Origin of the sequence: Streptomyces nogalater, assembly GCF_039532885.1 — a bacterium.
Lineage (GTDB): Bacteria > Actinomycetota > Actinomycetes > Streptomycetales > Streptomycetaceae > Streptomyces > Streptomyces nogalater.
Genome location: NZ_BAAASM010000050.1, coordinates 73,774 through 99,735, shown reverse-complemented (window position 1 = coordinate 99,735; position 25,962 = coordinate 73,774). Strand labels below are relative to the sequence as shown.

At 73.3% G+C, this 25,962-nt stretch carries 17 protein-coding genes; 6 read left to right on the top strand and 11 right to left on the bottom strand.

Going from position 1 to position 25,962, the window contains the following annotated elements; all coding sequences use genetic code 11:
• Positions 1-700: TerD family protein (locus ABD350_RS28975; RefSeq protein ID WP_344351622.1), on the bottom strand; the 700-nt coding region annotated here is incomplete at its 3' end.
• Between the two features lie 174 nt (positions 701-874).
• The gene (locus tag ABD350_RS28970) at positions 875-1,480 is read right to left on the bottom strand and encodes a M48 metallopeptidase family protein (RefSeq protein WP_344351620.1); all 606 of its coding nucleotides are present in this window, start codon (positions 1,478-1,480) and stop codon (positions 875-877) included.
• Between the two features lie 349 nt (positions 1,481-1,829).
• On the opposite strand from ABD350_RS28970, the gene ABD350_RS28965 reads away from it, so the two are divergent.
• Positions 1,830-3,044, top strand: coding sequence for a TOMM precursor leader peptide-binding protein (locus tag ABD350_RS28965; RefSeq protein ID WP_344351618.1), 1,215 nt, complete (start codon positions 1,830-1,832; stop codon positions 3,042-3,044).
• Entirely contained in the window at positions 3,037-4,416 is a 1,380-nt protein-coding gene (locus tag ABD350_RS28960) for an ABC1 kinase family protein (protein WP_344351616.1), read from the top strand. The genes ABD350_RS28965 and ABD350_RS28960 overlap by 8 nt, the downstream gene beginning before the upstream one ends.
• A 140-nt stretch (positions 4,417-4,556) precedes the next feature.
• Here the strand turns inward: ABD350_RS28960 and ABD350_RS28955 are convergent, their stop codons facing one another.
• The 4 genes from ABD350_RS28955 to ABD350_RS28940 all read right to left on the bottom strand — a co-directional run bounded on the left by ABD350_RS28955 (position 4,557) and on the right by ABD350_RS28940 (position 8,105).
• Positions 4,557-4,880, bottom strand: a complete 324-nt coding sequence (locus tag ABD350_RS28955) for a hypothetical protein (RefSeq protein WP_344351615.1) — start codon at positions 4,878-4,880, stop codon at positions 4,557-4,559.
• Positions 4,877-5,245, bottom strand: coding sequence for a WhiB family transcriptional regulator (locus ABD350_RS28950; RefSeq protein ID WP_344351614.1), 369 nt, complete (start codon positions 5,243-5,245; stop codon positions 4,877-4,879). The genes ABD350_RS28955 and ABD350_RS28950 overlap by 4 nt, the downstream gene beginning before the upstream one ends.
• Before the next feature lie 173 nt (positions 5,246-5,418).
• Complete coding sequence (locus ABD350_RS28945; protein WP_344351612.1) at positions 5,419-5,742, bottom strand: hypothetical protein; 324 nt, start codon at positions 5,740-5,742, stop codon at positions 5,419-5,421.
• 164 nt (positions 5,743-5,906) lie between these two features.
• Positions 5,907-8,105, bottom strand: coding sequence for an ATP-dependent DNA helicase UvrD2 (locus ABD350_RS28940; protein WP_344351611.1), 2,199 nt, complete (start codon positions 8,103-8,105; stop codon positions 5,907-5,909).
• A 220-nt stretch (positions 8,106-8,325) separates the two neighbouring features.
• Here ABD350_RS28940 and ABD350_RS28935 point away from each other — a divergent pair, with 220 nt between their 5' ends.
• Positions 8,326-8,568: a mycoredoxin gene (locus tag ABD350_RS28935; RefSeq protein ID WP_201827110.1), complete on the top strand. Its 243-nt coding sequence runs from the start codon at positions 8,326-8,328 to the stop codon at positions 8,566-8,568.
• Positions 8,569-8,637: 69 nt separating this feature from the next.
• On the opposite strand, the gene nudC is transcribed toward ABD350_RS28935, so the two are convergent.
• From nudC to ABD350_RS28910, 5 genes are all read right to left on the bottom strand, one after another.
• Positions 8,638-9,582 (bottom strand): NAD(+) diphosphatase, encoded by a 945-nt coding sequence (gene nudC, locus ABD350_RS28930; RefSeq protein ID WP_344351607.1) that lies wholly within the window; start codon positions 9,580-9,582, stop codon positions 8,638-8,640.
• A 152-nt stretch (positions 9,583-9,734) separates the two neighbouring features.
• Positions 9,735-11,138: a dipeptidase gene (locus ABD350_RS28925; RefSeq protein ID WP_344351605.1), complete on the bottom strand. Its 1,404-nt coding sequence runs from the start codon at positions 11,136-11,138 to the stop codon at positions 9,735-9,737.
• A 52-nt stretch (positions 11,139-11,190) separates the two neighbouring features.
• Positions 11,191-14,856 (bottom strand): UvrD-helicase domain-containing protein, encoded by a 3,666-nt coding sequence (locus ABD350_RS28920; protein WP_344351603.1) that lies wholly within the window; start codon positions 14,854-14,856, stop codon positions 11,191-11,193.
• Positions 14,857-14,995: 139 nt separating this feature from the next.
• The gene (locus ABD350_RS28915) at positions 14,996-18,610 is read right to left on the bottom strand and encodes an ATP-dependent helicase (protein ID WP_425584204.1); all 3,615 of its coding nucleotides are present in this window, start codon (positions 18,608-18,610) and stop codon (positions 14,996-14,998) included.
• 257 nt (positions 18,611-18,867) lie between these two features.
• Positions 18,868-19,257 carry an MGMT family protein gene (locus tag ABD350_RS28910; protein WP_344351601.1) on the bottom strand — a complete coding sequence of 130 codons (390 nt, stop codon included), beginning with the start codon at positions 19,255-19,257 and terminating at the stop codon, positions 18,868-18,870.
• A 186-nt stretch (positions 19,258-19,443) separates the two neighbouring features.
• On the opposite strand from ABD350_RS28910, the gene ABD350_RS28905 reads away from it, so the two are divergent.
• The 3 genes from ABD350_RS28905 to ABD350_RS28895 all read left to right on the top strand — a co-directional run bounded on the left by ABD350_RS28905 (position 19,444) and on the right by ABD350_RS28895 (position 25,792).
• A complete protein-coding gene (locus ABD350_RS28905) occupies positions 19,444-22,482 on the top strand; it encodes a lysylphosphatidylglycerol synthase transmembrane domain-containing protein (RefSeq protein WP_344351600.1) in 3,039 nt (1,012 codons plus the stop codon).
• A 71-nt stretch (positions 22,483-22,553) separates the two neighbouring features.
• Positions 22,554-24,098 (top strand): alpha/beta hydrolase, encoded by a 1,545-nt coding sequence (locus tag ABD350_RS28900; protein ID WP_344351598.1) that lies wholly within the window; start codon positions 22,554-22,556, stop codon positions 24,096-24,098.
• A gap of 137 nt (positions 24,099-24,235) precedes the next feature.
• Positions 24,236-25,792, top strand: coding sequence for an alpha/beta hydrolase (locus tag ABD350_RS28895; RefSeq protein ID WP_344351596.1), 1,557 nt, complete (start codon positions 24,236-24,238; stop codon positions 25,790-25,792).
• Positions 25,793-25,962 lie beyond the last annotated feature (170 nt).

Genomic DNA, 25,962 nt, shown 5'->3' with positions numbered 1-25,962 from the left:
CGGGTGCCGCGGCCGGTGTGCTGTCCGGGGCGGGCGGTGCGGCGAACGCGGGCGGGGCGGCTGGCGGTGCGGCGGCCGGGGCGGCGAACGCGGGCGGTGCGGCCCCGGCGGGCGGGGCGAAACCGGGGGCGGCACCGGGCTGCGGCTGCTGCGGGGCGGCGGGGGCCTCCTCCTCCAGCACCTCGCCGCCGAAGTTCTTCAGCAGCGCCTCCAGGCCGCCGTCGAAGCCCTGTCCGACCGCGGCGAACCGCCATCCGTCCTTGAAGTAGAAGTCACCGAGCATCACGGCCCGCTCGGTGGAGAACTCCGAGCCGTCGAAGGAGTACCGCGCGACCTCCTCGCCGCCCGCCACGATGCGCAGGTAGCCGGGGCCTATCTGCGACATCTGGCCGGCGCCGTCGACGGTCGCCGTGAAGGACAGCTTGCGGACCTGGGAGGGGATCCGGTCGAGCGTGACCCGGAAGGACTCGGTGTCGCCCGCCTGCGCGCCCAGCAGCTGGATCGACTCCTCGGGCGACTTCGGCTGGTTGAAGAAGATGAAGTACCGGTCGTCCGAGAGTCGTTCGTCGGCGTCCAGGCCGAAGCAGCTGATGTCGAAGGTCAGACCGGGAGCCGAGATCTGCACGCCTACGTACAGATCCGTGCCCAGCGTGAGGTCACTGATCCTGGCCTTGTGGCCGCGTTGGAATTCCCTGGCCATGCGTTACGACCGTCCCCCATCCCGAATGTGAGTGCGTCGCGTCAGGCTAACGGCAAGGACCGACAGCGGCGCCGAAGGGTCCTGGTCGGTACAGAGCCGGTTCCTGGTCGCTACAGAGCCGGTACACAATCGCACCCGGCCGCGGACCCGGCAGGAACGTGGGCGGACAGGGCGTCAGGCGTCCCGCTCGCCGCGCGCCCCCGGCACATGCGGCAGCCGTGCGGCGGCGACGACCCCTTCGAGGTAGCCGCGGGCCCGCTCGGTCCGCGGATAGGCCTCCAGCAGCCGCCAGAAGTCGGGGCCGTGCCCGGGGACCAGCAGATGCGCCAGCTCGTGGCAGAGCACGTAGTCCACGACGTACTCCGGCATCCCCTGGAGGCGGTGCGAGAGCCGGATGCTGCCCTCGGCGGGGGTGCACGAACCCCAGCGGGTGTTCTGGTTGGTGACCCAGCGCACGGAGGCGGGCCGGGCCCGGCCGTCGAAGTACTGGGCCGACAGCCGCTCGGCGCGCTCGGCCAGCTCGGCGTCGCCCAGCGTCTTCCTGCTCTCCTGGGCGGCGAGTTTGTCGAGCATGACGGTCACCCAGCGCTGCTCCTCCGTCTTGGACATCCGGGCGGGGATCAGTACGACGGTGCGATCGCCCTCGCGGTACGCGGAGACCGTGCGACGGCGCCGGGCGCTCCTGCGGACCTCGATCGCGCTCGCCCCCGAGCCGCCGGGCGGCTGGCTCGTCGTGCTGCGCTGTGGTTCACCGGCGCGGTACAGGGGGTCGGCGGGCACGCCCCGACGTTACCCGGTGGCCGAGGGCAAAGTCCCGGCTCCGGGAGGGTTCGCCGCCGATCCCCCACCATGTGTTTGATTCGTACGATCGCTCCGCCGATCCGGTTTGCCCATGTTCAGCCCGCTGTCGCCTGATGGCACGCCCCTTGATTCATACGACAAACCCGTCCACCTGTGGATAACTTTCGACGCCCGGCGGCCGTTCCGGGCATGCTGGCAGGCGTCGGCGGTTCGGCTGGTTCCGACGGCGAAGGCGTGATCTGCGCTTCCCTTCCATTCTTGTCCGTTCTTTTCCGCTATGGACCTTCTCTACGGGTCTGGGTCTTTTCGATGGGTACGGGGGTCTGGCATGCATCCGATGGTGAAGCCCGCGCTGCGGCGCGGCTGGCGCGACCGCGGCACCGTGCAGTTCGGGATGACCCCGGCGCACGCGGTGACGCTGGGCCCGGTGGACCCGGCGACGGAGGGCTTGCTGAAGCTGCTCGACGGCACCCGCGGACTGGCCTCGCTGCGCGCGGAGGGCCGCCGGGCGGGCGTGCCGGCCGCCCGGGTCGACACCCTGGTGGCCCGGCTGGCCCGGGCGGGTCTCGTCGACGACGCCCGTGGCGGCGGCCCGGCCGCGGACGCGCTGCGGGCGAAGACGGACGTCCTCGACCGGCTGCGTCCCGACCTGGCCTCGCTGTCCCTCGTGACACCCGAGCCGGGCGGCGCACCGGCCCGGCTCGCCGCCCGGCGCGCGCTACGGGTGCGGGTGCGGGGCGCGGGCCGGGTCGGCACCCTGCTGGCAACGGTGCTGGCGGGCGCCGGCGTGGGCGAGGTGGACGTGCACGACGTGGGCCGCGTGGAGCCGTGGGACCTGGCGCCGGGCGGGCTGACCGCCGAGTCGCTCGGCGACCGCCGGGACGCGGCGGCGCGGGCCGCCGTCCGCCGTGCCGCACCGGACCGCCCGCCGCGCCATGCCCACCGCCCGGGGTCGGGTGCCGGGGACCCGGGCTTCTCCCTGGTGATCCTCGCGCCCCGGGAGGACATCGCCGTGCACGCCCCGGACCCGGGCGCCGCCGAACCGCTCCTGGCCTCCGGCACGCCCCATCTTTACGCCGGTGTGGTGGAGGGCACGGGCGTCGTCGGGCCGCTGGTCCTGCCCGGCGAGTCGGGCTGTGCCGGCTGTCTGGACCTGGACCGCCGGGACCGGGACCCGGCCTGGCCCCGGCTGGTCACCCAGTGGCGTTCCGGCCGGGCCCGCCGGGTCGGGGCCTGCGATCTGGCCCTGGCCACGACGGTGGCCGGTCTCGCCGCGGCCCATGCCCTGGCCTTCCTCGACGGGCGGTCACCGGCCGGCGCGGGCACCCGCTGGGAGGTCTGTCTGCCCGCCCTTGACTGGCGCGCCCACCCGGTCCGGCCGCATCCGGAGTGCGGCTGCGGGGCGGCGAGGAGAAGTAAACGGGAGCGGTCCTCAACCGACGGCGAGCAGCGCGAGACAATGGCGGTGCAACGGCCGTCGACGGAGCGACAACGCCAAGCAGGCGCGGCACGGCCGACTGGGACCTGGAGGGCGCATGTCTGATCTTCCCCGGAAGGCGGTCACCCGTACCGCCAAGCTCGCCGCGCTCCCGCTCGGCTTCGCCGGCCGGGCGACCTGGGGGCTGGGCAAGCGGATCGTGGGCGAGTCCGCGGAGCTGGTCGGCCGCGAGCTGCAACAGCGCACGGCGGAGCAGCTGTTCAAGGTGCTCGGCGAGCTGAAGGGCGGCGCCATGAAGTTCGGGCAGGCCCTGTCCGTCTTCGAGTCGGCGCTGCCGGAGGAGGTCGCCGGCCCCTACCGGGCGGCCCTGACCAAGCTCCAGGAGGCGGCCCCGCCCATGCCGACCCGCACGGTGCACGCGGTGCTCCGGGAGCGGCTGGGAGCGGACTGGCGGGAGCTGTTCGAGGAGTTCGAGGACAAGCCGGCCGCCGCGGCCTCGATCGGCCAGGTGCACCGTGCGGTGTGGCACGACGGCCGCGAGGTGGCGGTCAAGGTGCAGTACCCGGGCGCCGGTGAGGCGCTCCTTTCCGATCTCGGTCAACTGAGCCGCTTCGCCCGGCTATTGGGTCCGCTCATCCCGGGCATGGACATCAAGCCGCTGATCGCGGAGCTGCGGGACCGGGTCTCCGAGGAGCTGGACTACGGCCTGGAGGCCGCGGCGCAGGCCGCGCACGCGGAGGAGTTCGCCGGCGATCCGGACGTGGTCGTCCCGGCGGTGGTGCACCAGTGCGAGCAGGTCCTGGTGACCGAGTGGATCGACGGCATCCCGTTGTCGGAGATCATCGCGGACGGCACCGAGGAGCAGCGCGACCGGGCCGGTCAGCTCCTGGCCCGCTTCCTCTTCTCGGGCCCGGCGCGCACCGGTCTGCTGCACGCCGATCCGCATCCGGGCAACTTCCGGCTGCTGCCCGGCGGTCCGGGCGGGGAGGACGACTGGCGCCTCGGCGTCCTGGACTTCGGTACGGTCGACCGGCTCCCCGGCGGCCTGCCGACCCCGATCGGCGTCTCCCTGCGGATGACCCTGGACGGGGAGGCGGAGACGGTCTACGAACTGCTCTGCGCGGAGGGGTTCGTGAAGGAGACCATCGAGCTGGACCCGGACGCGGTCCTGGACTATCTGCTGCCGATCATCGAACCGGCCCGGGTGGACGCGTTCACCTTCACTCGTTCCTGGATGCGCAGCCAGGCCGCCCGCATCGGCGACCCCCGCTCCCCCGCCTACCAGCTAGGCAAGCGGCTCAATCTGCCCCCGGCCTATCTGCTGATACACCGGGTGACCCTCAGCACCATCGGGGTCCTGTGCCAGCTGGGTGCCACGGTGCGGCTGCGGGACGAGCTGGAGGAATGGCTGCCGGGCTTCGTGACCGACGCGGCCGGGGCCGGCCCGGACGAGGAGGAGCCCGCGGCGGGGGCGTGATCCGGCGCGCCCCGGGGGTCGGGAACGGGGCTTGCCGTCGGGGCGCAACGCGCCGCGGGGGCCGGTCCGTTCGGCCGGACCGGCCCCCGCGGGGAGCTTCGCCTCCCGGGTCCGGGAGGCCACCGCTGCTCAGGTGTTCATCACTGCATGACGGCCATGGCGAGCGCGCGGCGCGCGCGCAGCGAGGCGCGCTCGGCTCGGCGCTGCATCCGCTGGGCGACCGCCAGGCGCATGGCCCGGCGTTCCCGTGCGGCGTCATGAAGCCGGTCGTGCATATGCGCACGGGCCAGGGCTTCTTGCATGAGTTGCATCTCACGGTTCCTGTTCTGGCGCGCTTCGGTCGCGCCGGTAATGGTGGAGTCTGGGGTCGCGGAGCCGGCGGGCTCGCTGGTGGACGGCTTCATCGGGGCCTGCTTCTTGGGGTCGTGCGTGAGGGGGCGGTCGATCGTTCCTGCGGTGTTCATGCGGTGACCGGGTTCTTACGCGGGCGGCCACGCGGCCGCTTCCGGGCGACGACGACACCCTGGACGAACAGCTCGCCACCCCAGACGCCCCAGGGCTCGCGCCGCTCCTTGGCCCCGGCGAGGCACGCCTCCATCAGCGGGCAGGTGCGGCACAGGGACTTGGCGTACTCCACGTCCGCGGGCGACTCGGCGAAGAAGACCTCCGGGTCGTAGGAGCGGCAGGGGACGGCTACGCCGAGGTTCTCGATGGCGTCGTCGAGCGCGGTGAGCGCGGTGAGGGGGGTCAAGGTGGAGTCCTCCGTGAGGCCGGGCGGGGGGATCGTTTGCGAAGGCGGTACGGACGGGGCGTGCGCTTCGAGTTGCACGATTGGTCTTCCTCGTCTGTTCGGTCCGGCCGGTTGACCGGGTGTCGGCTGGGTACCGGGTTCTTTTCTTGTCCCGAGGCCCCTTCGCTCCGCCGTCCCGTTCGGGACAAACAGAAGGGCCGCGGATCCCGGATGGGGTTCCGCGGCCCTGAAGGCGCCGGCCTGATCGGCGATCAGGCTGGATCACTCCAGGGTTCTGGCCCACGGAAGGCCCACATCAGGTGGTGGTGCTGCGTCGTCTGCTTCCGGAATCCGGCACCGGCCGCCGCAAAGGCATAGGCGTGCGCCTGTGCCTCTACCGCTTCCAGTGCCTTGCTCGGTCGCTCATCGCGCTCACGGATGGGAAGACCCGCGAGGGCAGGGGAGGACGCCGGACGCACGGCGGAGATGCCGGACAGACCGGTGCCCTGGTTCGAGGCGCCGAGCATGCACGTGGAGACGGTCGAGCGATCGGTCAGTTTGGCCGCGCTGATGGTGCTGAAGTTGATGCTGATCACTGGACTCGCCTCCTCTCGGCGTCTCAGGGACTGGAGTGAACCAGTCCGCTCGGATATGCAAGTACAACACGGAACCGGGGCCTTCGAGAAGGCCGCTGCTTCCGTGCCTAGAACCTATGGGGATTGCCGGGGCATGCGCAAACTATTTTTCCGACGAGTTCCCATCAGTCGTCCCCGTCGGCTTCACCAGGCTCTTGACCTGCGCAGATGGCCAGAACATCGGCGCCGTAGCTGCGCAGCTTGCGGCTGAGGACACCAGGGATGCGGGCGAGTTCGGCGGAGGTCTCCGGGCACGCTTCCGCGATGGCCATGAGCGTGCGATCCGTGAAGACGCAGAAGTCCGGCTGGCCGCTGCGCTCGGCCTGGACCGCCCGCCACTCGCGCAGCCGCTCGTAGAGCCCTTCGTCCATGTCGGAGGGGCAGTCGGCGCAGCGCATCAGCTTCATCTCGCCCGCGTCGGTAAGCGTGCGGCCGCAGACCCGGCAGCGGGCGGGGGTGCGCTGGGTGCGCCGGGGGGCGGCGACGGCACCCGCGGTGAAGCCGCGTTCGACTCCGCCGCCCGTGCCGGAGCCGGTGTGTCCGACGGTGGGGGTGGTGCCGGGCCGCAGGCCGTCCAGGAAACGGCTCGGTCTGCGGCCCGGGCGTCCGCCGGGCGAGCGGGACAGGGCCCAGGAGACATGGAGGCGTTCCCGCGCGCGGGTGACGCCGACGTAGAGCAGCCGGCGCTCCTCCTCGATCTGCTCGTCCGTGCGGGCGTAGGTGATGGGCATCATGCCCTCGGCGACTCCGACCAGGAAGACGACGTCCCACTCCAGGCCCTTGGCGGCGTGCAGGGAGGCGAGGGTGACGCCCTGGACGGTCGGGGCGTGCTGGGCGTTCGCCCGCTCGTCCAGTTCGGCCACGAAGTCGGCGAGGGTGGCCGTGGGCCGGGCGGCGGCGAGGTCGTGGGCCAGACCGACCAGGGCGGCCAGGGATTCCCAGCGCTCCCGGACGGCGCCGGAGCCGGCCGGCGGCTCGGTGGTCCAGCCGCCCTCTCCGGACAGCACCGCCCGCACCTGCGAGGGCAGGTCCACGGCGTCGTCCAGCAGGGAGTCGTTGCCGCCGAAGCGGGCCGCGCCGCGCAGGGCGACGCCGGCCTTGCGGACCTCGGGCCGGTCGAAGAAGCGTTCGGCTCCGCGCAGCTGGTAGGGGACCCCGGCGTCGGCGAGCGCCTGTTCGTAGGTCTCGGACTGGGAGTTCGTGCGGAACAGCACGGCGATCTCGGCGGCGGGGACGCCGGCGTCGATCAGCTCGCGGATGCGCCGGGCGGCGCCCTCGGCCTCGGCGGGCTCGTCGGTGTACTCGGTGTAGACGGGATCGGGGCCCGGGGGGCGCTGGGAGACGAGTTCCAGCCGGTGCCCGGCGGCGCGGCCCTTCGCCTGGGCGAGCAGGCCGTTGGCGAGGCGCACCACCTGGGGGGTCGAGCGGTAGTCCCGGACCAGCTTCACGACGGTGGCCCCGGGGTGCCGGACACGGAAGTCGAGCAGATGGTCGGGGGTTGCTCCCGTGAACGAATAGATCGTCTGACTGGCGTCGCCGACCACGCACAGGTCGTCCCGGTCGCCGAGCCACAGGTCCAGCAGCCGCTGCTGGAGAGGGCTGACGTCCTGGTACTCGTCCACGACGAAGTGCTGGTACTGCGCGCGGACCTGTTCGGCGATGTCGTGCCGGTCCTGGAGGACGGCGACGGTCAGCAGCAGGACGTCCTCGAAGTCGATCACCGCGCGGTCGCGCTTGAGGTCCTCGTAGGCGGCGTAGAGGTGGGAGATCTCGGCCGGGTCGCGGGGGGACTCGCGGCCGGCCTTCGCAGCCGCGTACGGATAGTCGGCGGGGACGGTCTGGGTGACCTTGCACCATTCGATCTCCGAGGTCACGTCCCGCAGCTCGTTGCGGTCCAGGCGGGTGCCCAGGGACGCGGCGGCGTCGGCCACCAGCTGGATCTTGCGGTCCACCAGCCGGGGCATGGAGCCACCGATCGCTTTCGGCCAGAAGTACTGGAGCTGGCGCAGGGCTGCGGAGTGGAAGGTGCGGGCCTGGACGCCCTGGGCGCCGAGCTGGCGCAGCCGCCCGCGCATCTCTCCGGCGGCGCGGTTGGTGAAGGTGACCGCGAGCACGCTGGACGGCTGCAGGATGCCGGCGCGCACCCCGTAGGCGATGCGGTGGGTGATCGCCCGGGTCTTGCCCGTGCCCGCCCCGGCCAGCACGCACACCGGACCGTGCAGGGCGGTGGCCACCTCGCGCTGCTCGGGGTCGAGCCCTTCGAGCACCGCGTCGGGCGACTCCGGTACCCGCGGGAAGAGGGTGGAATGCGTTGCTGCTGTCACACCGCCATGCTGCCAGGTCGCCCGGGACGGCTGTGCGAGTTGTCCACAGGCGGGGGCTCGCAGTCGTACTGATTACAGGCTGATCGTCGTACTGATGCGGCAGGCATCACACGGCACGCGGCAGACGGCACGCCATCACCCCGCCCGGGAATGAGGTTCCGCTCGCCCGTGTTCTCCTCCACGACGGGATTTTCCGAGCCGTGCGAGGAGAGCGAGAGACATGCAGGGCACTGTGACGATGTACAGCACGACGTGGTGTGGCTACTGCCGGCGGCTGAAGAGCCAGCTGGACCGGGAGGGCATCGCGTACAGCGAGATCAACATCGAGCAGGACCCCGAGTCCGCCGCTTTCGTGGAGAAGGCGAACGGCGGCAACCAGACGGTTCCCACCGTGCTCTTCGCGGACGGCACCACGCTGACGAACCCGTCGCTGGCCCAGGTGAAGCAGAAGCTCGCCGCGTGACGCGCCGCGGCTCGCGCCGCGACCGATGTGAAGGGCGGCCCCGGATGTCCCGGGGCCGCCCTTCACATGTCACACGAAACCGCGGGTCGGCAGGGGCTTGCCGTACCACATCTCGATCAGCCGGGCGGCGATGGAGATGCCGTAGGGCGGCAGCACCTCGCCGGACTCGAAGGCCGCGTGCAGTTCCTCACGGGAGAACCAGCGGGCCTCGTGGATCTCGTCGCCGTCGACGTCGATCTCGGTGGACGTGGCGCGGGCCATGAAGCCCAGCATCAGGCTGGACGGGAAGGGCCAGGGCTGGCTGGCGACGTACTCGACCGGACCGACGGTGACGCCGACCTCCTCGCACACCTCGCGGCGCACCGCCTGCTCGATGGACTCGCCCGGCTCCACGAACCCGGCGAGCGTGGAGAAGCGGCCCTCGGGCCAGTGGACCTGCCGGCCGAGCAGGATGCGGTCCTCCTCGTCCGTCACCGCCATGATCACGGCCGGGTCGGTACGCGGGTAGTGCTCCGCGCCGCAGGCCGGGCAACGGCGGATGTGGCCGGCCGCCGCGATCACCGTGCGCTCACCGCAACGGGAGCAGAAGCGGTGGGTACGCTGCCAGTTCTCCAGGCCGACGGCGTGCACCATGAGCCCGGCGTCGCGCGGCGACAGCAGCAGCCCGGCCTCCCGCAGCCCCGCCGGACGCGCGGACTGGTCGATCCGCCCGGGCAGCGAGTCCTTCTGGAGCGCGAAGTAGCTGACGCCCTCCTCGTCGATGCCGAGGAAGTAGCGGTGTGCCTCGGTGAGCGGCGCCTCGAAGGACGGCGTCATGACGAGTTCGGTCCGGCCGTCCGCCGTCTCGTCGATGAGCACCTGACCGCCGGAGACCACGAAACAGCGGGTCGTGGGGTGGCTCCACGCCGCCGCGAGCCAGGCCTCGTCCAGCCGGTGGTGGGCGGCGCGGTCGATGCCGCTCGGGGCGGTCAGTGAGATGGGTCGGTCGGCTGTGTGGTCGGTCCAGGTGGTCACGTGTGCTTCCAACTCCCCCAGTACAGCGGTTTGCGGCGGGCGGTTCGGCGGGACGTGGGCGGGAGGGCACCGGGTCGGGCGCGGGCGGGGCGGGCAGGGCGGTCCTTCCAGTGTGCCCCGCGCGCGATGCCCTTCCGTACGGCGCCGGCAGGTCAGGGTGCGGTGCGCCAGTTACGGGCCAGGTCGTCCCACAGGTAGGCGCTGGTCTCGACACCCTTGAGGAGGAGGTCCAGCTCGACCTTCTCGTTCGGGGCGTGCCAGCCGTCGGACGGGACGGAGATGCCCAGGAAGAGCACCGGCGCGCCGAGGACCTCCTGGAGGTCGGCGGCGGGTCCCGAACCGCCCTCGCGGGTGAACCGGACGGGCTTCTCGAAGGCGCGGCCCATGGCGCGGACCACGGACCGCAGTGCGGGATGGTCGAGCGGGGTCAGACACGGGCGCGTGGCCGAGCCGAAGACGGTCTCGCACCGGATCCCGGCGGGCACCCGCTCGGCGGCCCACGCGCGCACGGCCTTCTCTATGTGGTCGCGGTCCTGGCCGGCGACCAGCCGGAAGGACAGCTTCACCATGGCCGTGGACGGGATGATCGTCTTGCTGCCGGGGCCCTGGTAGCCGCCGCCGATGCCGTTGACCTCGGCGGTGGGCCGGGCCCAGACGCGCTCCAGGGTGGTGTACCCGGCCTCGCCGTGGGCGGCGTACGACTTGGCCGTGCGCAGCCAGCTCTCCTCGTCGAAGGGCAGCTCGGCGAACAGCTCGCGCTCGCGGTCGGTCAGCTCCACGACGCCGTCGTAGAAGCCGGGTACCGCCACGCGCCCGTGCTCGTCGTGCAGGGCGGCGACCAGGCGGGCGGCGGCGGTGGCCGGGTTGGGCACGGCACCGCCGAAGGAGCCGGAGTGGATGTCCTGGTCCGGTCCGTACAACCGGATCTCGCACTCGGCCAGACCGCGCATGCCGGTGCACACGGTCGGGGTGTCCTCGGCCCACATGCCGGTGTCGGAGACGATCACGGCGTCGGCGGCGAGCCGGCCGGCCCGCTCCTCCACCAGCGCCCGGAAGTGCGGGGAGCCGGACTCCTCCTCGCCCTCGATCAGCAGCTTGAGGTTGACGGCCGGCGTGGTGCGGCCGGTGGCGGCGAGGTGGGCACGGACGCCGAGTGTGTGGAAGAACACCTGGCCCTTGTCGTCGGCCGCCCCGCGCGCGTAGAGGCGGCCGTCGCGCACGACCGGCTCGAAGGGGTCGCTGTCCCAGCCGTCCTCGCGGGCGGCGGGCTGGACGTCGTGGTGGCCGTAGACCAGGACCGTGGGGGCCTGCGGGTCGTCCGAGGGCCACTCGGCGAAGACGGCGGGGGCGCCCGGGGTCTGCCAGACCTCCGTGGTGGGGAAGCCGATGTCCCTGAGCTTGGCGGCGAGCCAGTCGGCGCTGCGCCGTACGTCGGGTGCGTGGTCGGGTTGGGCCGACACGGAGGGGATGCGCAGCCATGCGGCGAGGTCGTCGAGGAAGGCGGCGCGGTGCTGCTCGATGTACGTGCGGACGGCGCTGTCCGGGGTCTGGCTCATGCTCCGAGCCTATCGGCCCGCACCGACAACCTCGGCGGGCGGTTGGTCACACTCAGGTCGCCTCCCGTGTGCTCTCCGTCTCACCCGTGAGCAGCCGCTCCAGCGCGGTCCGGTCCGGCAGGCCCTCGGGGCGTACGACCTCTCCGGTGCGCACGTACAGGAAGGCGGCCGTGACCGACTCGGGCGGGATGCCCTGCTGCTCGGCCCAGCCGAGGCGGTACACGGCGAGCTGGAGCGGGTCGGCGGTGCGGGTGCGGCCGGTCTTCCAGTCGAGGATCTCGTACGTCGCCTCGTCGCCGTCGCCGTTTCTGTAGACGGCGTCGATGCGGCCCCGGATGACCCGGCCGGCGAGGGTGATCTGGAAAGGGGCCTCCACCCGGTAGGGCGTGCGCCGGGCGTACTCGGTGCGTTCGAAGGCCTCCTTCAGGGCTTCGAGGTCGTGTTCGTCGGCTATCTCCGCGTCGTCGCCGGGCAGCTCGTCCGGCTCCAGCAAGGGCAGGGTCAGCTCCTCGAAGCGGGCCTCGACCCAGGCGTGGAACCGGGTGCCCCGGCGCGCCGCCGGTTGCGGGGGGCGCGGCATGGGGCGCGCGAGTTCCTGTGCGAGTCCGTCCGGGTCCTCGGCGAGCCGCAACAGCTGGGACGCGGTGAGCGTGACGGGCAGCGGGACCTCGGTGACGGCCTGCCGGGCGCGCAGCAGCTCTCCGGTGAGCGCGTCCAGGTCACGGTCCCAGGAGGCCACGGTGCGGGCCTCCTCCGGGGTGAGGCCGGTGCCGGGTCGGGTGCCGGACCGCGGCTCGGCGGACCGGGGCTCGGCGGACCGGGGGCCGTCCTGCGGGGCGGACGCCTGGTGCGGGACCAGACCGACGGGGTTGTCCGGGGCGGGGGCGGGGGTGCCGGTGGGGGTGCCTGCCGGGAGTGGCTCGCGCGTCCCGTCGCCGGGTTCCTCCTCGCCCTCGGGTTCCTGGACGTAAGGCGGCAGGTCCGTCTCGTGTGGGATGTCCTCGTGTGGGGTGTCCTCGTACGGGGCGCCGTCATGCGGGGCTTCGTCGTACGGGTCGCCGTAGGGGTCTTCGTACGGCTCCTCGCCGTACGGGGCGTCGTGCGGGTCCTCGCCGTACAAGTCGTCGTACGGGTCGTCGTCCGGTGGTGCGGGCCAGTCCGGGTGTTCGTCGCCGGCGGGGTCGTGCAGGGCCGGGCCGGGTCCCTCGGGACGGGCGGCGAGGGCGTCCAGGTGGGCGAGGACGGTCTCGGCGGCGGCGCGGCGGCGGGACAGCGCGTCCGCGTCCAGCGGGAGCGGCCACACCTGGTCGGCGTCGGCCGTGCGCAGGGCCGGGTTCTCCGCGTCCTCGGCGGGCTCCTCCGCCCACACCTCGATCTCGCCGTACCCGGCGGCACAGTGGTCGTACAGGGCGTTCAGGAAGTCGGAGGGGCCCCGCTTCTTCTTCTGGCTGGGACCCCACCAGTGGCCGGAGCCGAGCAGGAGCGAGCGCGGGCGGGTGAAGGTGACGTAGCCGAGGCGCAGCTCCTCGGTGTGCTGGTGGTCCTTCATGGCCTCGTGGAAGGCCTTCATGCCGCGCGCGTCCCAGTTGTCGACGTCGGGCAGGGTGTCGGTGTCGCCGCGCAGGGCGTGCGGCAGCACCTTGGCCTGGGCGGTCCACTTCTCACGGCCCTGGGCGCTGGGGAAGGTGCCGGTGACGAGTCCGGGCACGGCGACGACGTCCCACTCCAGGCCCTTGGACTTGTGCGCGGTGAGCACCTTGACGGTGTTCTCGCCGCCGGGCAGGGCGTTGTCGAGCCCCTTCTCGTACTGGGCGGCGGTACGCAGGAAGCCGAGGAAGGCCAGCAGGGTGGCCTCGCCGTCGCCCGCGGCGAAGGACGCGGCGATGTCCAGGAAGTTGGACAGGGTCTCGCGGCGGCGGGCGGCCAGCGCGTGCGGGGACGCCGACAGCTCCACTTCGAGGCCGGTGACGGCGAGGACGCGGTGCAGCACGTCCATCAGCGGGTCGGACAGCGAGCGGCGCAGGTCGCGCAGCTCGGCGGCGAGGCGGGCGAAGCGCACGCGCGCGTCCGCCGAGAACGGCAGCCGGTCGTCGCTCCCGTCGCCCTCCGCCGGCGTTTCCAGGAAGGTGTCCAGGGCGTCGGCGAGCGATATCACCTCGGCCGGGTCGACGCCCTCGACGGCCGCCGCCAGCCGGCGGTCGGGGTCGTCGGTGGGGTCCACGCGCGCGTGGGCGACCAGGAGGCGGGCCCGGCGGCCCAGCAGGGCGAGGTCGCGCGGACCGATGCGCCAGCGCGGTCCGGTCAGCAGACGCACCAGGGCGGCGTTGGCGCCGGGGTCCTGCAGGACCTCGCAGACGGCGACGAGGTCGGCGATCTCGGGCAGGTGCAGCAGCCCGGACAGGCCGACCACCTCGACGGGGACGTCCCGGGCGACGAGGGCACCCTGGATCTCGGCGAAGTCGGTCGCGGTCCGGCACAGGACGGCGATCTCGCCGGGTGGGGTGCCGGTGCGCACCAGGTGGGCGAGGGAGTCGGCGATCCAGTCGATCTCCTCGGCGTGGGTGGGCAGCAGGGCGCAGCGGACCGTGCCGTCGTACTCGGCGCCCGGTGCCGGGCGGAGGGCCTCCACGCCCGCGTGCATCGCGCGCAGGGGTGCGGCGAGACCGTTGGCGAGGTCGAGCAGGCGCCCGCCGCTGCGGCGGTTCTCGCTGAGCGCCTGCCGGGCGGCGGGCCGGCCGTCGGCGCCCGGGAAGTGGTCGGGGAAGTCGTCCAGGTTGGCGACGGAGGCGCCGCGCCAGCCGTAGATGGCCTGGCAGGGGTCGCCGACGGCGGTCACCGGGTGGCCGCTGCCGCCGCCGAACAGACCGGCCAGAAGGACGCGCTGGGCCACGGAGGTGTCCTGGTATTCGTCCAGGAGGACCACGCGGAACTCCTCGCGCAGCAGGCGGCCCACCTCGGGGATGCGGGCGAGGCGGGCCGACAGGGCGATCTGGTCGCCGAAGTCGAGCAGGTCCCGCCGTCGTTTCTCGTCTCGGTAGCGCTGGACGAGATCGGCGAGTTCCCGGCGGGCCGCGGCCGTCTCCGGCACCTTGCGCAGGTCGGCGTTGGTGAGCTTGGCGCCTTCCAGGGTGCGCAGCAGACCGGCGTCCCAGGCGCGCAGCTCCTCGGGGCCGACGAGGTGTTCGGCGAGTTCGGAGTCGAGGGCGAGCAGGTCGCTGACCAGGTCGGCGAAGGAGCGGGTCAGCGCCGGGTACGGTCCCGGGGCCTCGCGCAGGACGCGTGCCGCGAGCTGGTAGCGGGTGGCGTCGGCGAGCAGCCGGGAACCGGGTTCCAGGCCGATGCGCAGGCCGTGGTCGGTGAGCAGGCGGCCGGCGAAGGCGTGGTACGTCGAGATGACCGGCTCACCCGGGGGGTTGTCCGGGTCCACGGAGTCGGCGTCGGTGACCCCGGCCTTGATCAGCGCCTTGCGGACGCGTTCGGCCAGCTCGCCGGCGGCCTTGTTGGTGAAGGTCAGGCCGAGGACCTGTTCGGGGGCGACCTGTCCGGTGCCGACCAGCCAGACCACGCGGGCCGCCATCACGGTGGTCTTGCCCGACCCTGCGCCGGCCACGATCACCTGCGGGGCGGGCGGCGCGGTGATGCAGGCCGTCTGCTCCGGGGTGAACGGGATGCCGAGGAGCTCCTTGAGCTGCTCGGGATCGGTGAGAGGGGCGGACATGTCGAAAGAGGCTAGCGGCGGGCACTGACAATCGGGCGTGGACCGGCCGCCCGGGACGGAAGGAGCGCAGGTCAGCGCGGTGGTGGGGTGCGTCACGTCTGCCGCGGGTGGTGAGGTGCGTCACGCCTGCCGAGGGCGCTCACTGGACGACGTGCCGGCCCTCCGGCCGCACGCTGCACGAGGCGCGGAAGGCGCAGTGCGTGCAGTGCTGGCCGGCGCTGGGGGTGAACCGCTCGTCGAGGACCTTGCCGGCGGCGGTGGCCAGCAGCTCGCCGACCCACTCCTGCGCCACCGGCTCCTGTGTCTGGACCTTGGGCAGGCTGTCGCCTCCGTCGCGCTTGGCGGCGCCCTGGCGGAGGTGGACCAGTTCGGCGCCGCCCGGTTCGGGGCGGACGCCGTCGAAAGCCGTGTCGACGGCCCCTTCCCGGATGGCGAGCTGGTAGACGGCCAGCTGGGGGTGGCGCTCCACCTCGCGCGCGGTGGGCGCCTGCTTGCCGGTCTTGAAGTCGACGACGTAGGCCCGGCCCGCGGCGTCCTTCTCCACGCGGTCCATCTGGCCGCGGATGCGGACCTGGTAGTCGCCCGCTTCCAGCGTGACGTCGAAGTCCTGCTCGCTGGCCACCGGGGTGCGGCCGGTCCGGTCCAGCACATGCCAGTTCAGGAAGCGTTCGAGCGCCACGCGCGCGTTGTCCTTCTCCTGCCGCGACTTCCAGGGGGCGTCGAAGGCGAGCGCGTTCCACACCGAGTCCAGGCGCTCCATGAGGACGTCGAGGTCGGCGGGGGTGCGGCCGGAGGCGACCTCGTCGGCGAGGACGTGCATGACGTTGCCGAAGCCCTGCGCGGTGGTGGCGGGGGCGTCGGCCTTCACCTCGCGGCCGAGGAACCACTGGAGCGCGCAGGTGTTGGCGAGCTGGTCGAGCGCGCTGCCGGAGAGCACCACGGGCTCGTCGCGGTGGCGCAGCGGCACCTTGCTCTCGGTCGGCTCGTACATGCCCCACCAGCGGTAGGGGTGCGCGGACGGCACCAGCGGGCGGCCGTCCTCGTCGGCGAGCGCGGCGAGCCGGGCCAGTCGGCGGGCGGCGGCCTCGCGCAGCGCGGCCGACGCGCGCGGGTCGACCGTGGTGGCGCGCAGCTCGGCGACGAGCGCGGCGACGGACAGCGGGCGGCGGGGGCGTGCGGTGACGTCCTTGGGCTCGACGCCCAGCTCGGTCAGGAACCGGGACGGCTGGTCGCCGTCGTCGGCCGGGGCCTTCACGGCGGTGACGACGAGGCGGTCCCGCGCGCGCGTGGCGGCGACGTAGAACAGCCGGCGTTCCTCGGCGAGCAGCGCGCCCGGGGGCAGCGGCTCGGCGAGGCCGTCGCGGCCGATGCGGTCGGCCTCCAGCAGCGAGCCGCGGCGCCGCAGGTCCGGCCACAGGCCCTCCTGGACGCCGGCGACGACGACCAGCCGCCACTCCAGGCCCTTGGAGCGGTGCGCGGTCATCACGCGGACGGCGTCGGGTCGTATCGCGCGGCGCGTGAGCGTGTCGGCGGCGATGTCCTCGGCCTCGATCTCCGCCAGGAAGTTCAGGGCGCCCCGGCCGCCGGTGCGCTCCTCCGCGCGCGCGGCGGTGGCGAACAGCGCGCACACGGCGTCCAGGTCCCGGTCGGCGTTCCGGCCGGCCGCGCCGCCGCGCCGGGCGGCCCGCTCCAGGCGCCCCGGCCACGGGGTGCCGTCCCACAGGTCCCACAGCGCCTCCTCGGCGGTGCCGCCGCCCGCGAGGCGCTCACGGACCTTGCGCAGCAGCGCGCCGAGTCGCTGCGCCCCGCGCGCGTACGCCGGGTCGTGCACGGCCAGGCGCTCGGGCTCGGCGAGCGCCCGCGTGAGCAGTTCGTCGGAGGGGGACGGCAGCGGGTTCCCGGCAGCGCGTTCCTCCTCGCGCAGGGCCCGTCCGAGGCGGCGCAGATCGGCCGCGTCCATGCCGCCGAGCGGGGAGGTGAGCAGGGTGAGGGCGGTCTCGGTGTCGAGCCAGGGGGTGTCCGGGGCCGGTTCGGCGGCCCCGGTGATCCGCTCCCCGGTGCCTTCGGCCGCCGATGCGCTTCCTTCGGCTTCCTCGACGGCCGGCCCGGTCTCCTCGACTCGCTCAGCCTCCTCGACGCGCTCGGTCCCGGTCTCCTTGGCACGGCCGGCCCCTTCGGCAGGCCCGACACCCTCGGCAGGCCCGGCTTCCCCAGCAGCCCCGGTCTCCCCGGTGCGGGACGCGCCCGCCCCCGTACGCACGCCTTCCCCAGCCGGCGGCGTGCCGTCGTCCGTACGTCCGCCTTCCCCCGTACGACCGTCCTCCTCCATGCCGCCGGGCGGCCCCGCCGACCGCTGCCGTGCCTCCGCCGTGGCGACCGCGCGCAGGGCCGTGAGCAGCGGTGCCACCGCCGGCTCGTGCCGCAGCGGCAGATCGTCACCGTCGATGTCCACGGGGACACCGGCCGCGGTGAGGGCGCGGCGGAGGTGCGGCAGGCTGCGGGAGCCGGCACGGACCAGGACGGCCATGTCGCTCCAGGCGACACCGTCCTCCAGGTGCGCGCGGCGCAGGATGTCGGCGATGTTGTCCAGCTCGGCGCCGGCCGTCGGGTACGTGTGCACCTCGACCCGGCCGCCCTGACGTACGGGAGCCGGGTCACGGTGGGCGCGGACCGTGTCCGCGGGCAGCCGGGTCAGCGGCATGCGCCGGGTGATCAGGCGGGTCGCGGCCAGCAGGGCGGCGCCGGAGCGGCGGGAGGTGCGCAGCACCTCGACGGGGGCGGGACGGCCGTCCGCGCACGGGAAGGCGGCCGGGAAGTCGAGGATGCCGTTCACGTCGGCGCCCCGGAAGGCGTAGATCGACTGGTCGGGGTCGCCGAACGCGACCAGGGTGCGCCCCTGGCCGGCCAGGGCGTGCAGGAGCCGGACCTGGGCGGGGTCGGTGTCCTGGTACTCGTCGACGTACACGGCGTCGTACTGGGCCGCGAGCCGGGCGGCGGTCTCCGGGCTCCGGGCGAGCAGGACCGCGCGGTGGACCAGTTCCGCGTAGTCGATCACACCCTGGAGGTCCAGGGTGTCGAGGTACTCGGCGAGGAACGCGGCGGCGGCCCGCCAGTCGGGGCGGCCGAGGCGGCCCGCGAAGGCCTCCAGGGCCTCCGGGCCGAGGCCCAGCTCGCGGGTGCGGGCGAGGACGGCGCGGACCTCGTCGGCGAAGCCCCGCGTGGTCAGGCAGGCGCGCAGTTCGTCCGGCCAGCGCACGTGGGTGAGGCCGAGCCGTTCCAGTTCCGGCTGGCCGGCGAGCAGCTCGCGGACGGTGACGTCCTGTTCGGGGCCGGACAGCAGGCGCAGCGGCGTGGTGAACCGGTCGCTGTCCTGGTGGGCGCGGACCAGGGCGTAGCAGTAGGAGTGGAACGTGGTCGCCCTGGGCGCGCGGGCGGCGCCCATGCGCAGGGCCATGCGGTCGCGCAGGTCGGCGGCGGCCTTGCGGCTGAACGTGAGCACCAGGATCCGCGCGGGGTCGCCGCCCCGGGCGATCCGGGCGGCCACGGACTCCACGAGGGTGGTGGTCTTGCCGGTGCCGGGGCCGGCCAGGACGAGCAGCGGTCCGCTCCGGTGGTCAACCACGGCGCGCTGCGCCGCGTCCAGACGAGGGGGGTCCGCGACGGGGGGCGGGGTACGGACCAGTCGGTAGGCGCCACGCCTCCCCTGGCGCACCGAGGGGTGCGACAGGCGCCTGGTGGACGAAGAGGAGCTCACGTGATCGGCCGGTCCTGGTGGTTGTGCTGGCGGGCGGGCGGTCACGCGCGCGAGGCGGTGACCGTGGGGTGAGGGGGACACGTGCCGCCGACGCTACGCCGCCGCTCCGGGCGGAAGCAGAGCTTCCGGTTCATCCCGTGGGGCGCTCGGGCCACGCGTGTCCCACCCCTCACGAACGTACGGCATGCCACAGACGTCCCCGATGTCACCCGAATGGGCCAAGGGTCTGCCCCGGGGGCATCCGATGGCGGAAGCTGTCAGGTGTGACCCTCCGCGTCCGCGCCGCCGTCCCAGCGGGCCCGTCGCATGTCGAGCCGCGGCAGATGCCCCTGTGCCGTCCTGCCCGCCTGCTTCAGCGGGGTGCCCTCCGCGCGGTAGTGCGCCAGGGCGCGCAGCTCGTGTCCGGGCAGCAGCACGCCGTCGGCGCGTACGACCCGCCACCACGGCACGACGCCCCCGTAGAGGGCCATCACCCGGCCGACCTGGCGTGCGCCGCCCTCCTCCAGCCACTCGGCGACGTCGCCGTAGGTCATCACCCGGCCCGGCGGGATCCGCTCGGCGACCTCCAGGACCCGCTCGGCGTACTCCGGCAGCGCGTCCGGGTGCTCCTCGCGGGCGTCTTCGCAAGGGGGGCTCTGCTCGCTCATCCACCCCATCCTGCCGCACCGCGCCGGCATCCCGGCCGGGTGCGGGACGACCGGCGCTCTCGCCCCGGGGCGGCGCTTCGGGCAGACTGTGCGCCCGCGCATCCGCACCCTGATGCCCCGGTGTGCCGGTGGGGCATGCCACCATCGTGCGGGCGGTGACTGGTGATACGAGACCAAGAAGAGACCATGAACGAGCAGGGCGCGCACCCCGACAGAGCGGCGGGCACCCCTGACGCCTCCGCGCACCCGGACACCGCCCGCGCGGGCGAGGCCGGCACCGGCGCACGACCGGAGGACACCGGTCCGCGCGAGGACGAAGCCGTACGCCGGAAGGACGCCGGACGCGAGGACGACGCCGTACGCGAGGACGACAACGCGGCCGGGGACACCGGCCCGCCCGAGCACCACAGCGCGGGTGAGAACGACAGCGCGCGGGGGAGCGGAAGCGCGCCCCAGGCCGACGGCACCCGCGACGACGCCTCGCGCGAGGACGACGGCACGCGCGCGCGTGAGGACGCGTCCGCAGCCGGTGAGAACTCCGTCACGCGCGCGCGTGACGGCGGCGCGGCCCCCGAGAAGGCGCCCGGCGCCGGGAGCGCACCCCCGGACCACCTGCCGTACGACGACGACCCCCACGCCGAGCGGGTGGCGGTCGACGAACCGCTGCTCCCCGCGCGCGTGCACCGCCCGTCCGATCTCATGCGGCTCCTGGTGGGCATCCTGGCCATCGTGGTGCTCCTCGCGATCGCCGCGTTCGCGCACGGCACCACCTCGGGTCTCGAACAGGACATCAACAAGGGCACCGGGCAGGCCCCGGACCTGCTGATCAAGATCGCGGGGCTGGCGTCCAGCATCGCGATCCTGCTGGTCCCGGTCGCCTTCGCCATCGAACGGCTGATCAAACGGGACGGGCTGCGCATCGCCGACGGCGTCCTCGCCGCCGTCCTCGCCCACGGAGTGACGCTCGCCACCGATCTGTGGGTCGCCCGAGCCGCCCCGGACTCGATCCAGGAGGCGCTCACCCAGCCCTCGCCGGGCGACATCCACGCCCTGACCGACCCGGTGCACGGTTATCTGGCGCCCGTGATCGCCTATATGTCGGCCGTCGGCATGTCCCGCAGGCCCAGATGGCGCGCGGTGCTGTGGATCGTGCTGCTGCTCGACGCGTTCTCGATGCTGGTCACCGGCTACACCACCCCCTTCTCGATCATCCTCACGGTGCTGATCGGCTGGTCCGTCGCCTACGGCACCCTGTACGCGGTCGGCTCCCCCAATGTCCGCCCCACCGGCCAGACCCTGATGGCGGGCCTCAGGCACGTCGGCTTCCGCCCCGTCAGCGCCTCCCGGGAGGACACCTCGGAATCCGAGAGCGGCGACCGGGGGCGGCGCTATTTCGTCGCCCTGGAGGACGGCCCGCCGCTGGACGTCACGGTCGTCGACCGGGAACAGCAGGCGCAGGGGTTCTTCTACCGCGCGTGGCGCAATCTGACCCTGCGCGGCTTCGCCACCCGCTCCAGCCTCCAGTCGCTGCGCCAGGCGCTGGAGCAGGAGGCGCTGCTGGCGTACGCGGCGATCGCGGCGGGCGCCAACGCGCCGAAGCTGATCGCCACCTCCGAGCTCGGCCCGGACGCCGTGATGCTCGTCTACGAGCACACCGGGGGCCGCACCCTGGACTCGCTGGCCGACGAGGAGATCACCGACGAGCTGCTGCGCAACACCTGGCACCAGGTGCGGGCGCTGCAGTCCCGGCGCATCGCGCACCGCAGACTGGCCGGCGACGCGATTCTGGTGGATCGTTCCGGCAGGGTGATCCTCACCGAGCTGCGCGGCGGCGAGATCGCGGCCGGGGAACTGCTGCTGCGCATGGACATCGCCCAGCTGGTCACCACGCTCGGCCTGCGGGTCGGCGCCGAGCGCGCCGTGGCCTCGGCGGTCGGCGTGCTCGGGCCGGACGCGGTCGCCGACTGCCTGCCGATGCTCCAGCCGATCGCGCTGACGCGCTCCACACGCGCGACGCTGCGCCGGCTGGCCCGGGAGCGGGCCCAGCGCGAGCGCGAGGCGGTACTCGAAGCCTCCCGGCAGGCCAAGTCGGCCCGCCTGGAGGAGGCGCCCGAGACGGCCGAGGCGGCCGCCGGGAAGCCCGACAAGAAGGCCGTCCGCGCCGAGCAGCGGGCGGAGAAGCGCGCCATCGACGAGGCCCTGGAAGAGGCCCGCGAGGAGGATCTGCTCACCCAGATCCGGCACCAGGTGCTGCGGATCAGGCCCCAGGCACCCGTGGAACCGGCCCGCCTGGAGCGGGTCCGGCCGCGCACGCTGATCAGCTTCATCGCCGGCGCGTTCGGCGCGTACTACCTGCTGACGCAGCTGACCCACATCGAGTTCGGCACGCTGTTCGCGCAGGCCCAGTGGGGCTGGGTGGCCGCCGCGGTGCTGTTCTCGGCGCTCAGCTACGTCGCCGCGGCCATGGCGCTGCTGGGATTCGTACCGGAGCGGGTGCCGTTCCCGCGGACGGTGGCGGCGCAGGTCGCCGGATCGTTCGTGAAGATCGTGGCACCGGCCGCGGTCGGCGGGGTGGCCCTCAACACGCGGTTCCTCCAGCGCGCCGGCGTGCGCCCGGGGCTCGCGGTGGCCAGTGTCGGCGCCTCGCAGCTGTTCGGGCTCGGCTGCCACATCCTGATGCTGCTGGCCTTCGGTTATCTGACCGGCACCGAGAAGACGCCGTCGCTGTCGCCGTCCCGCACGGTCATCGCGGGCCTGCTGACCGTGGCCGTCCTGGTCCTCGTGGTCACCTCGGTGCCGTTCCTGCGGAAATTCGTCGTCACGCGCGTGAGGTCGCTGTTCGCCGGTGTCGTACCGCGCATGCTCGACGTGCTCCAGCGGCCCCAGAAGCTCATCACCGGCATCGGCGGCATGCTGCTGCTGACCGCCTGCTTCGTGATGTGCCTGGACGCCTCCATCCGGGCCTTCGGCGACGGCTCGGTATCGCTGAGCATCGCCAGCGTCGCCGTCGTCTTCCTCGCCGGCAACGCGCTCGGTTCCGCCGCGCCCACCCCCGGCGGCGTGGGCGCGGTCGAGGCGACCCTGACGGTCGGCCTGATCGCCGTAGGCCTGCCCAAGGAGGTCGCCGCCCCGGCCGTCCTGCTGTTCCGGCTGCTGACCCTGTGGCTTCCCGTACTGCCGGGCTGGCTGGCCTTCAACCACCTCACCCGCAAGGGAGCCCTCTGATCTTCCGGTGATGTAGCCCGGATGGCCCGCGCCCCGCGCGAGCCGGCGTACGCACGCCCACGATGGGGAGCATGGCGAACCCCTCCCGGCTGCGCGCCACCGCGCTGACCGCCTCGGCTGTGCTGCTCTTCGCTGTGCTGACCGGCTGCGGCGGCAGCTCCGAGGACGGGGACCTCACCCACCAGCGGCTGGACTGGAAGGACTGCCCGGCCCCGTCCGAGGAGGAGGGCGGCGGCAGCGCCCCCTCGCCGCTGCCGAACGGCACCGAGTGGCAGTGCGCCACCATGAAGGCGCCGCTGGACTGGGCCGACCCCGAGGGTGACACGATCGGCATCGCCCTGATCCGCGCCCGGGCCGCCGGCCCCGCGGACCGCCGGATCGGCTCGCTGGTGTTCAACTTCGGCGGCCCCGGCGGCAGCGGCGTCACCACGCTGCCCGCCTTCGGCCCGGACTACACCACCCTGGGCACCCGCTACGACCTGGTCAGCTTCGACCCGCGCGGGGTCGGCCGCAGCGCGCCCGTGAAGTGCGAGAGCGACGCCCGGCTGGACGAGTTCTTCCAGCAGGACGCCACCCCGGACGACGGCGCCGAACGCGCCGAGCTGCTGCGGCGCACCCGGCAGTTCAACGCGGCCTGCGAGAAGAACTCCCGGAAGATCCTGCCGCATGTGCGCACCACCGACGCGGCACGCGACATGGACCTGATGCGCCAGGTCCTCGGCGACCGGAAACTGCACTACTTCGGCATCTCCTACGGCACCGAACTCGGCGGCGTCTACGCCCACCTGTTCCCGAAGAACGTCGGCCGGGCCGTCTTCGACGCCGTCGTGGACCCCACACAGAACGCCGAACAGGGCGCGCTGGGCCAGGCGAAGGGCTTCCAGCTCGCACTGGACAACTTCGCGGAGGACTGCACCTCCAAGACCACGGAATGCCCGATCGGCGACACCCCGCAGGAGGTGAAGGAGCGCATCGCGAAACTCCTCGCCGGCCTGGAGAAGAAGCCCATCCCGGGCATCACCCCGCGCGAGCTGACCCAGACCGCCGCCACCAACGGCATCGCGCAGTCCCTGTACTCGAAGGACTTCTGGGAGTTCCTGACCGAGGGCCTGGAGGAGGCCTACGACGGCGACGGCAAGATCCTGATGCTGCTGTCCGACTCGATGAACGGCCGCAGCGAGAACGGGGAGTACAGCAATCTGACCGCGGCGAACGCCGCCATCAACTGCTCCGACGACAAAGCGCGGTACACCGTGGACTACGTCCAGCGGCGGCTTCCCCGGTTCCGTGCCGCGTCCCCGCTGTTCGGGGACTACCTGGCCTGGGGCATGGTCAGCTGTACGGACTGGGCGGTGCCCGGCGCCGCCGACCATCCCGACGTGAGCGCGCCGGGGTCGGCACCCATCCTCGTCATCGGCAACACCGGCGACCCGGCCACCCCGTACGAGGGCGCGAAGAAGATGGTGGGCGCGCTCGGCAAGGGGGTCGGCGTCGAGCTGACGTACAAGGGCCAGGGGCACGGGGCGTACGACAGCAAGAACGCGTGCGTACAGCGCGCGGTGAACGGCTACCTGCTGGACGGCAAGGTGCCGAAAGCCGGCCTGGTCTGCTCCTGACACACCCCCAAAGACGGCGAGAAACCGCAGCTCAGAAGGTTATCCACAGGCCGTCACGAACTGGGGCGAAGACACCTACCATGGCCTGAACGACCGGCGCGGCACGACGCGACGGGCCTGGTACGGGGGTGCGCACGATGCGATTTCCACGGTGGACGGCCGCGGTGGCGGCAGGGCTGCTGCTGGCCGGCTGCGGCGGCTCGTCCGGCGGGGACGGAAAGGACGACGAGGGGAAGGCGCCCGGCTCCGCTCCCCCGTCGGTGGTGGGCTCCCCGGCCGAGCCGTCCGCCACGGCCCTTCCCGCCTCGCTCACCTCCCAGCGGCTCGACTGGCACCGGTGCGAGACCACCGGGAGCACTCCCGCACCGGGCGGCGCCTGGCGGTGCGCGACGCTCAAGGCGCCACTGGACTGGGCCGAGCCGGACGGCAAGACGATCGGCGTCTCCCTCATCCGCTCCCGGGCGACCGGCGGCGACCGCATCGGCTCGCTGCTGTTCAACTTCGGCGGCCCCGGTGGCTCGGGCGTGTCGACGATGCCGTACTTCGCCCCCGCCGTCTCCGAGCTCCACGAGCGCTACGACCTGGTGAGCTGGGACCCGCGCGGCGTGGGCGCGAGCTCGGGCATACGCTGCCGCGACGACCGGAAGATACGGGCCGCCGAGACCGTGGACGCCACGCCGGACACCCCGGCCGAGGAGCAGGCGTACTTCCGGGATGCCGCCGACTTCGGCAAGGGCTGCCAGAAGGCCGCCGGCCCGCTGCTGGCCCATGTATCCACCACCGACACGGCGCGCGACATGGACCTGATCCGCCAGGTCCTCGGCGACGACAGGCTGCACTACTTCGGCATGTCCTACGGCACCGAACTCGGCGGTGTCTACGCCCACCTGTTCCCCAAGCGGGTGGGCCGGGTGGTGCTGGACGCGGTAGCCGACCCGGCCGCGGACATGGTGGGCCATGCCGAGAACCAGGCCCGTGGCTTCCAGCGGGCCCTCGACGACTACCTGAAGTCCACCGGCCAGGACCCGGTTCGGGGCTCGCGGGAGATAGCCGGCCTGCTGAGACGGCTCGACACCGAACCACTGCCGGCCTCGTCCGGGCGGAAGCTGACCCAGACCCTCGCGACCACCGGCATCATCCTCCCGCTGTACAGCGAGCCGAGCTGGCCCAGACTGACCAGCGCGCTCAAGTCGGCGCGGCAGGGCGACGGTTCACCGCTGCTGGCGCTCGCCGACGAGTACAACGAGCGGGACGCCTCCGGGCGCTACGGCACCACGTCCCACTCCCAGCGGGTCATCTCGTGCCTGGACGACAAGCAGCGGCCGACACTCACCGAGACCAAGCGCCGACTGGACCGGTTCAAGCGGATCTCCCCGGTGTTCGGGGACCACCTCGGCTGGGACACGGCGGGCTGGTGCCACAACTGGCCGGTGCCCGGCCAGTACGACACCCCGGAGGTCGGCGCTCCGGGCGCGTCCCCGATCCTGCTGATCGGCAACACCGGCGACCCGGCCACCCCCTACGAAGGCACCCGCGAGATGGCCGCCGAACTGGGCCGAGGAGTCGGCATCCAGCTCACCTGGAAGGGAGAGGGCCACGGGGCGTACGCCGGCGGCAGCGACTGCGTCGACACGACGGTGAACACCTACCTGCTGGAGGGATCGATACCGAGGGACGGCAAGGTCTGCCCATAACGAACCGGCTGCCGCGTCCTCCAGCCCGTCCCGCGCCGGCCGGCCCGCGGACCGGCGCCGTCTTCATCAGGCCCCGCATGGTCCGGGCCGGGCCGTCTCCGGGCCGTGCGAGGGCGCCCGACGCCGACCCACCACGACAGAAGCCCACGGCAGCTGGGCAGTTCAGAGCC

Coding starts and splice junctions, on each gene's coding strand:
- ABD350_RS28965 (WP_344351618.1), top strand. CDS start 1,830: ATGCATCCGATGGTGAAGCCCGCGCTGCGGCGCGGCTGGCGCGACCGC.
- ABD350_RS28960 (WP_344351616.1), top strand. CDS start 3,037: ATGTCTGATCTTCCCCGGAAGGCGGTCACCCGTACCGCCAAGCTCGCC.
- ABD350_RS28955 (WP_344351615.1), bottom strand. CDS start 4,880: ATGAACACCGCAGGAACGATCGACCGCCCCCTCACGCACGACCCCAAG.
- ABD350_RS28935 (WP_201827110.1), top strand. CDS start 8,326: ATGCAGGGCACTGTGACGATGTACAGCACGACGTGGTGTGGCTACTGC.
- ABD350_RS28925 (WP_344351605.1), bottom strand. CDS start 11,138: ATGAGCCAGACCCCGGACAGCGCCGTCCGCACGTACATCGAGCAGCAC.
- ABD350_RS28920 (WP_344351603.1), bottom strand. CDS start 14,856: ATGTCCGCCCCTCTCACCGATCCCGAGCAGCTCAAGGAGCTCCTCGGC.
- ABD350_RS28910 (WP_344351601.1), bottom strand. CDS start 19,257: ATGAGCGAGCAGAGCCCCCCTTGCGAAGACGCCCGCGAGGAGCACCCG.
- ABD350_RS28905 (WP_344351600.1), top strand. CDS start 19,444: ATGAACGAGCAGGGCGCGCACCCCGACAGAGCGGCGGGCACCCCTGAC.
- ABD350_RS28900 (WP_344351598.1), top strand. CDS start 22,554: ATGGCGAACCCCTCCCGGCTGCGCGCCACCGCGCTGACCGCCTCGGCT.
- ABD350_RS28895 (WP_344351596.1), top strand. CDS start 24,236: ATGCGATTTCCACGGTGGACGGCCGCGGTGGCGGCAGGGCTGCTGCTG.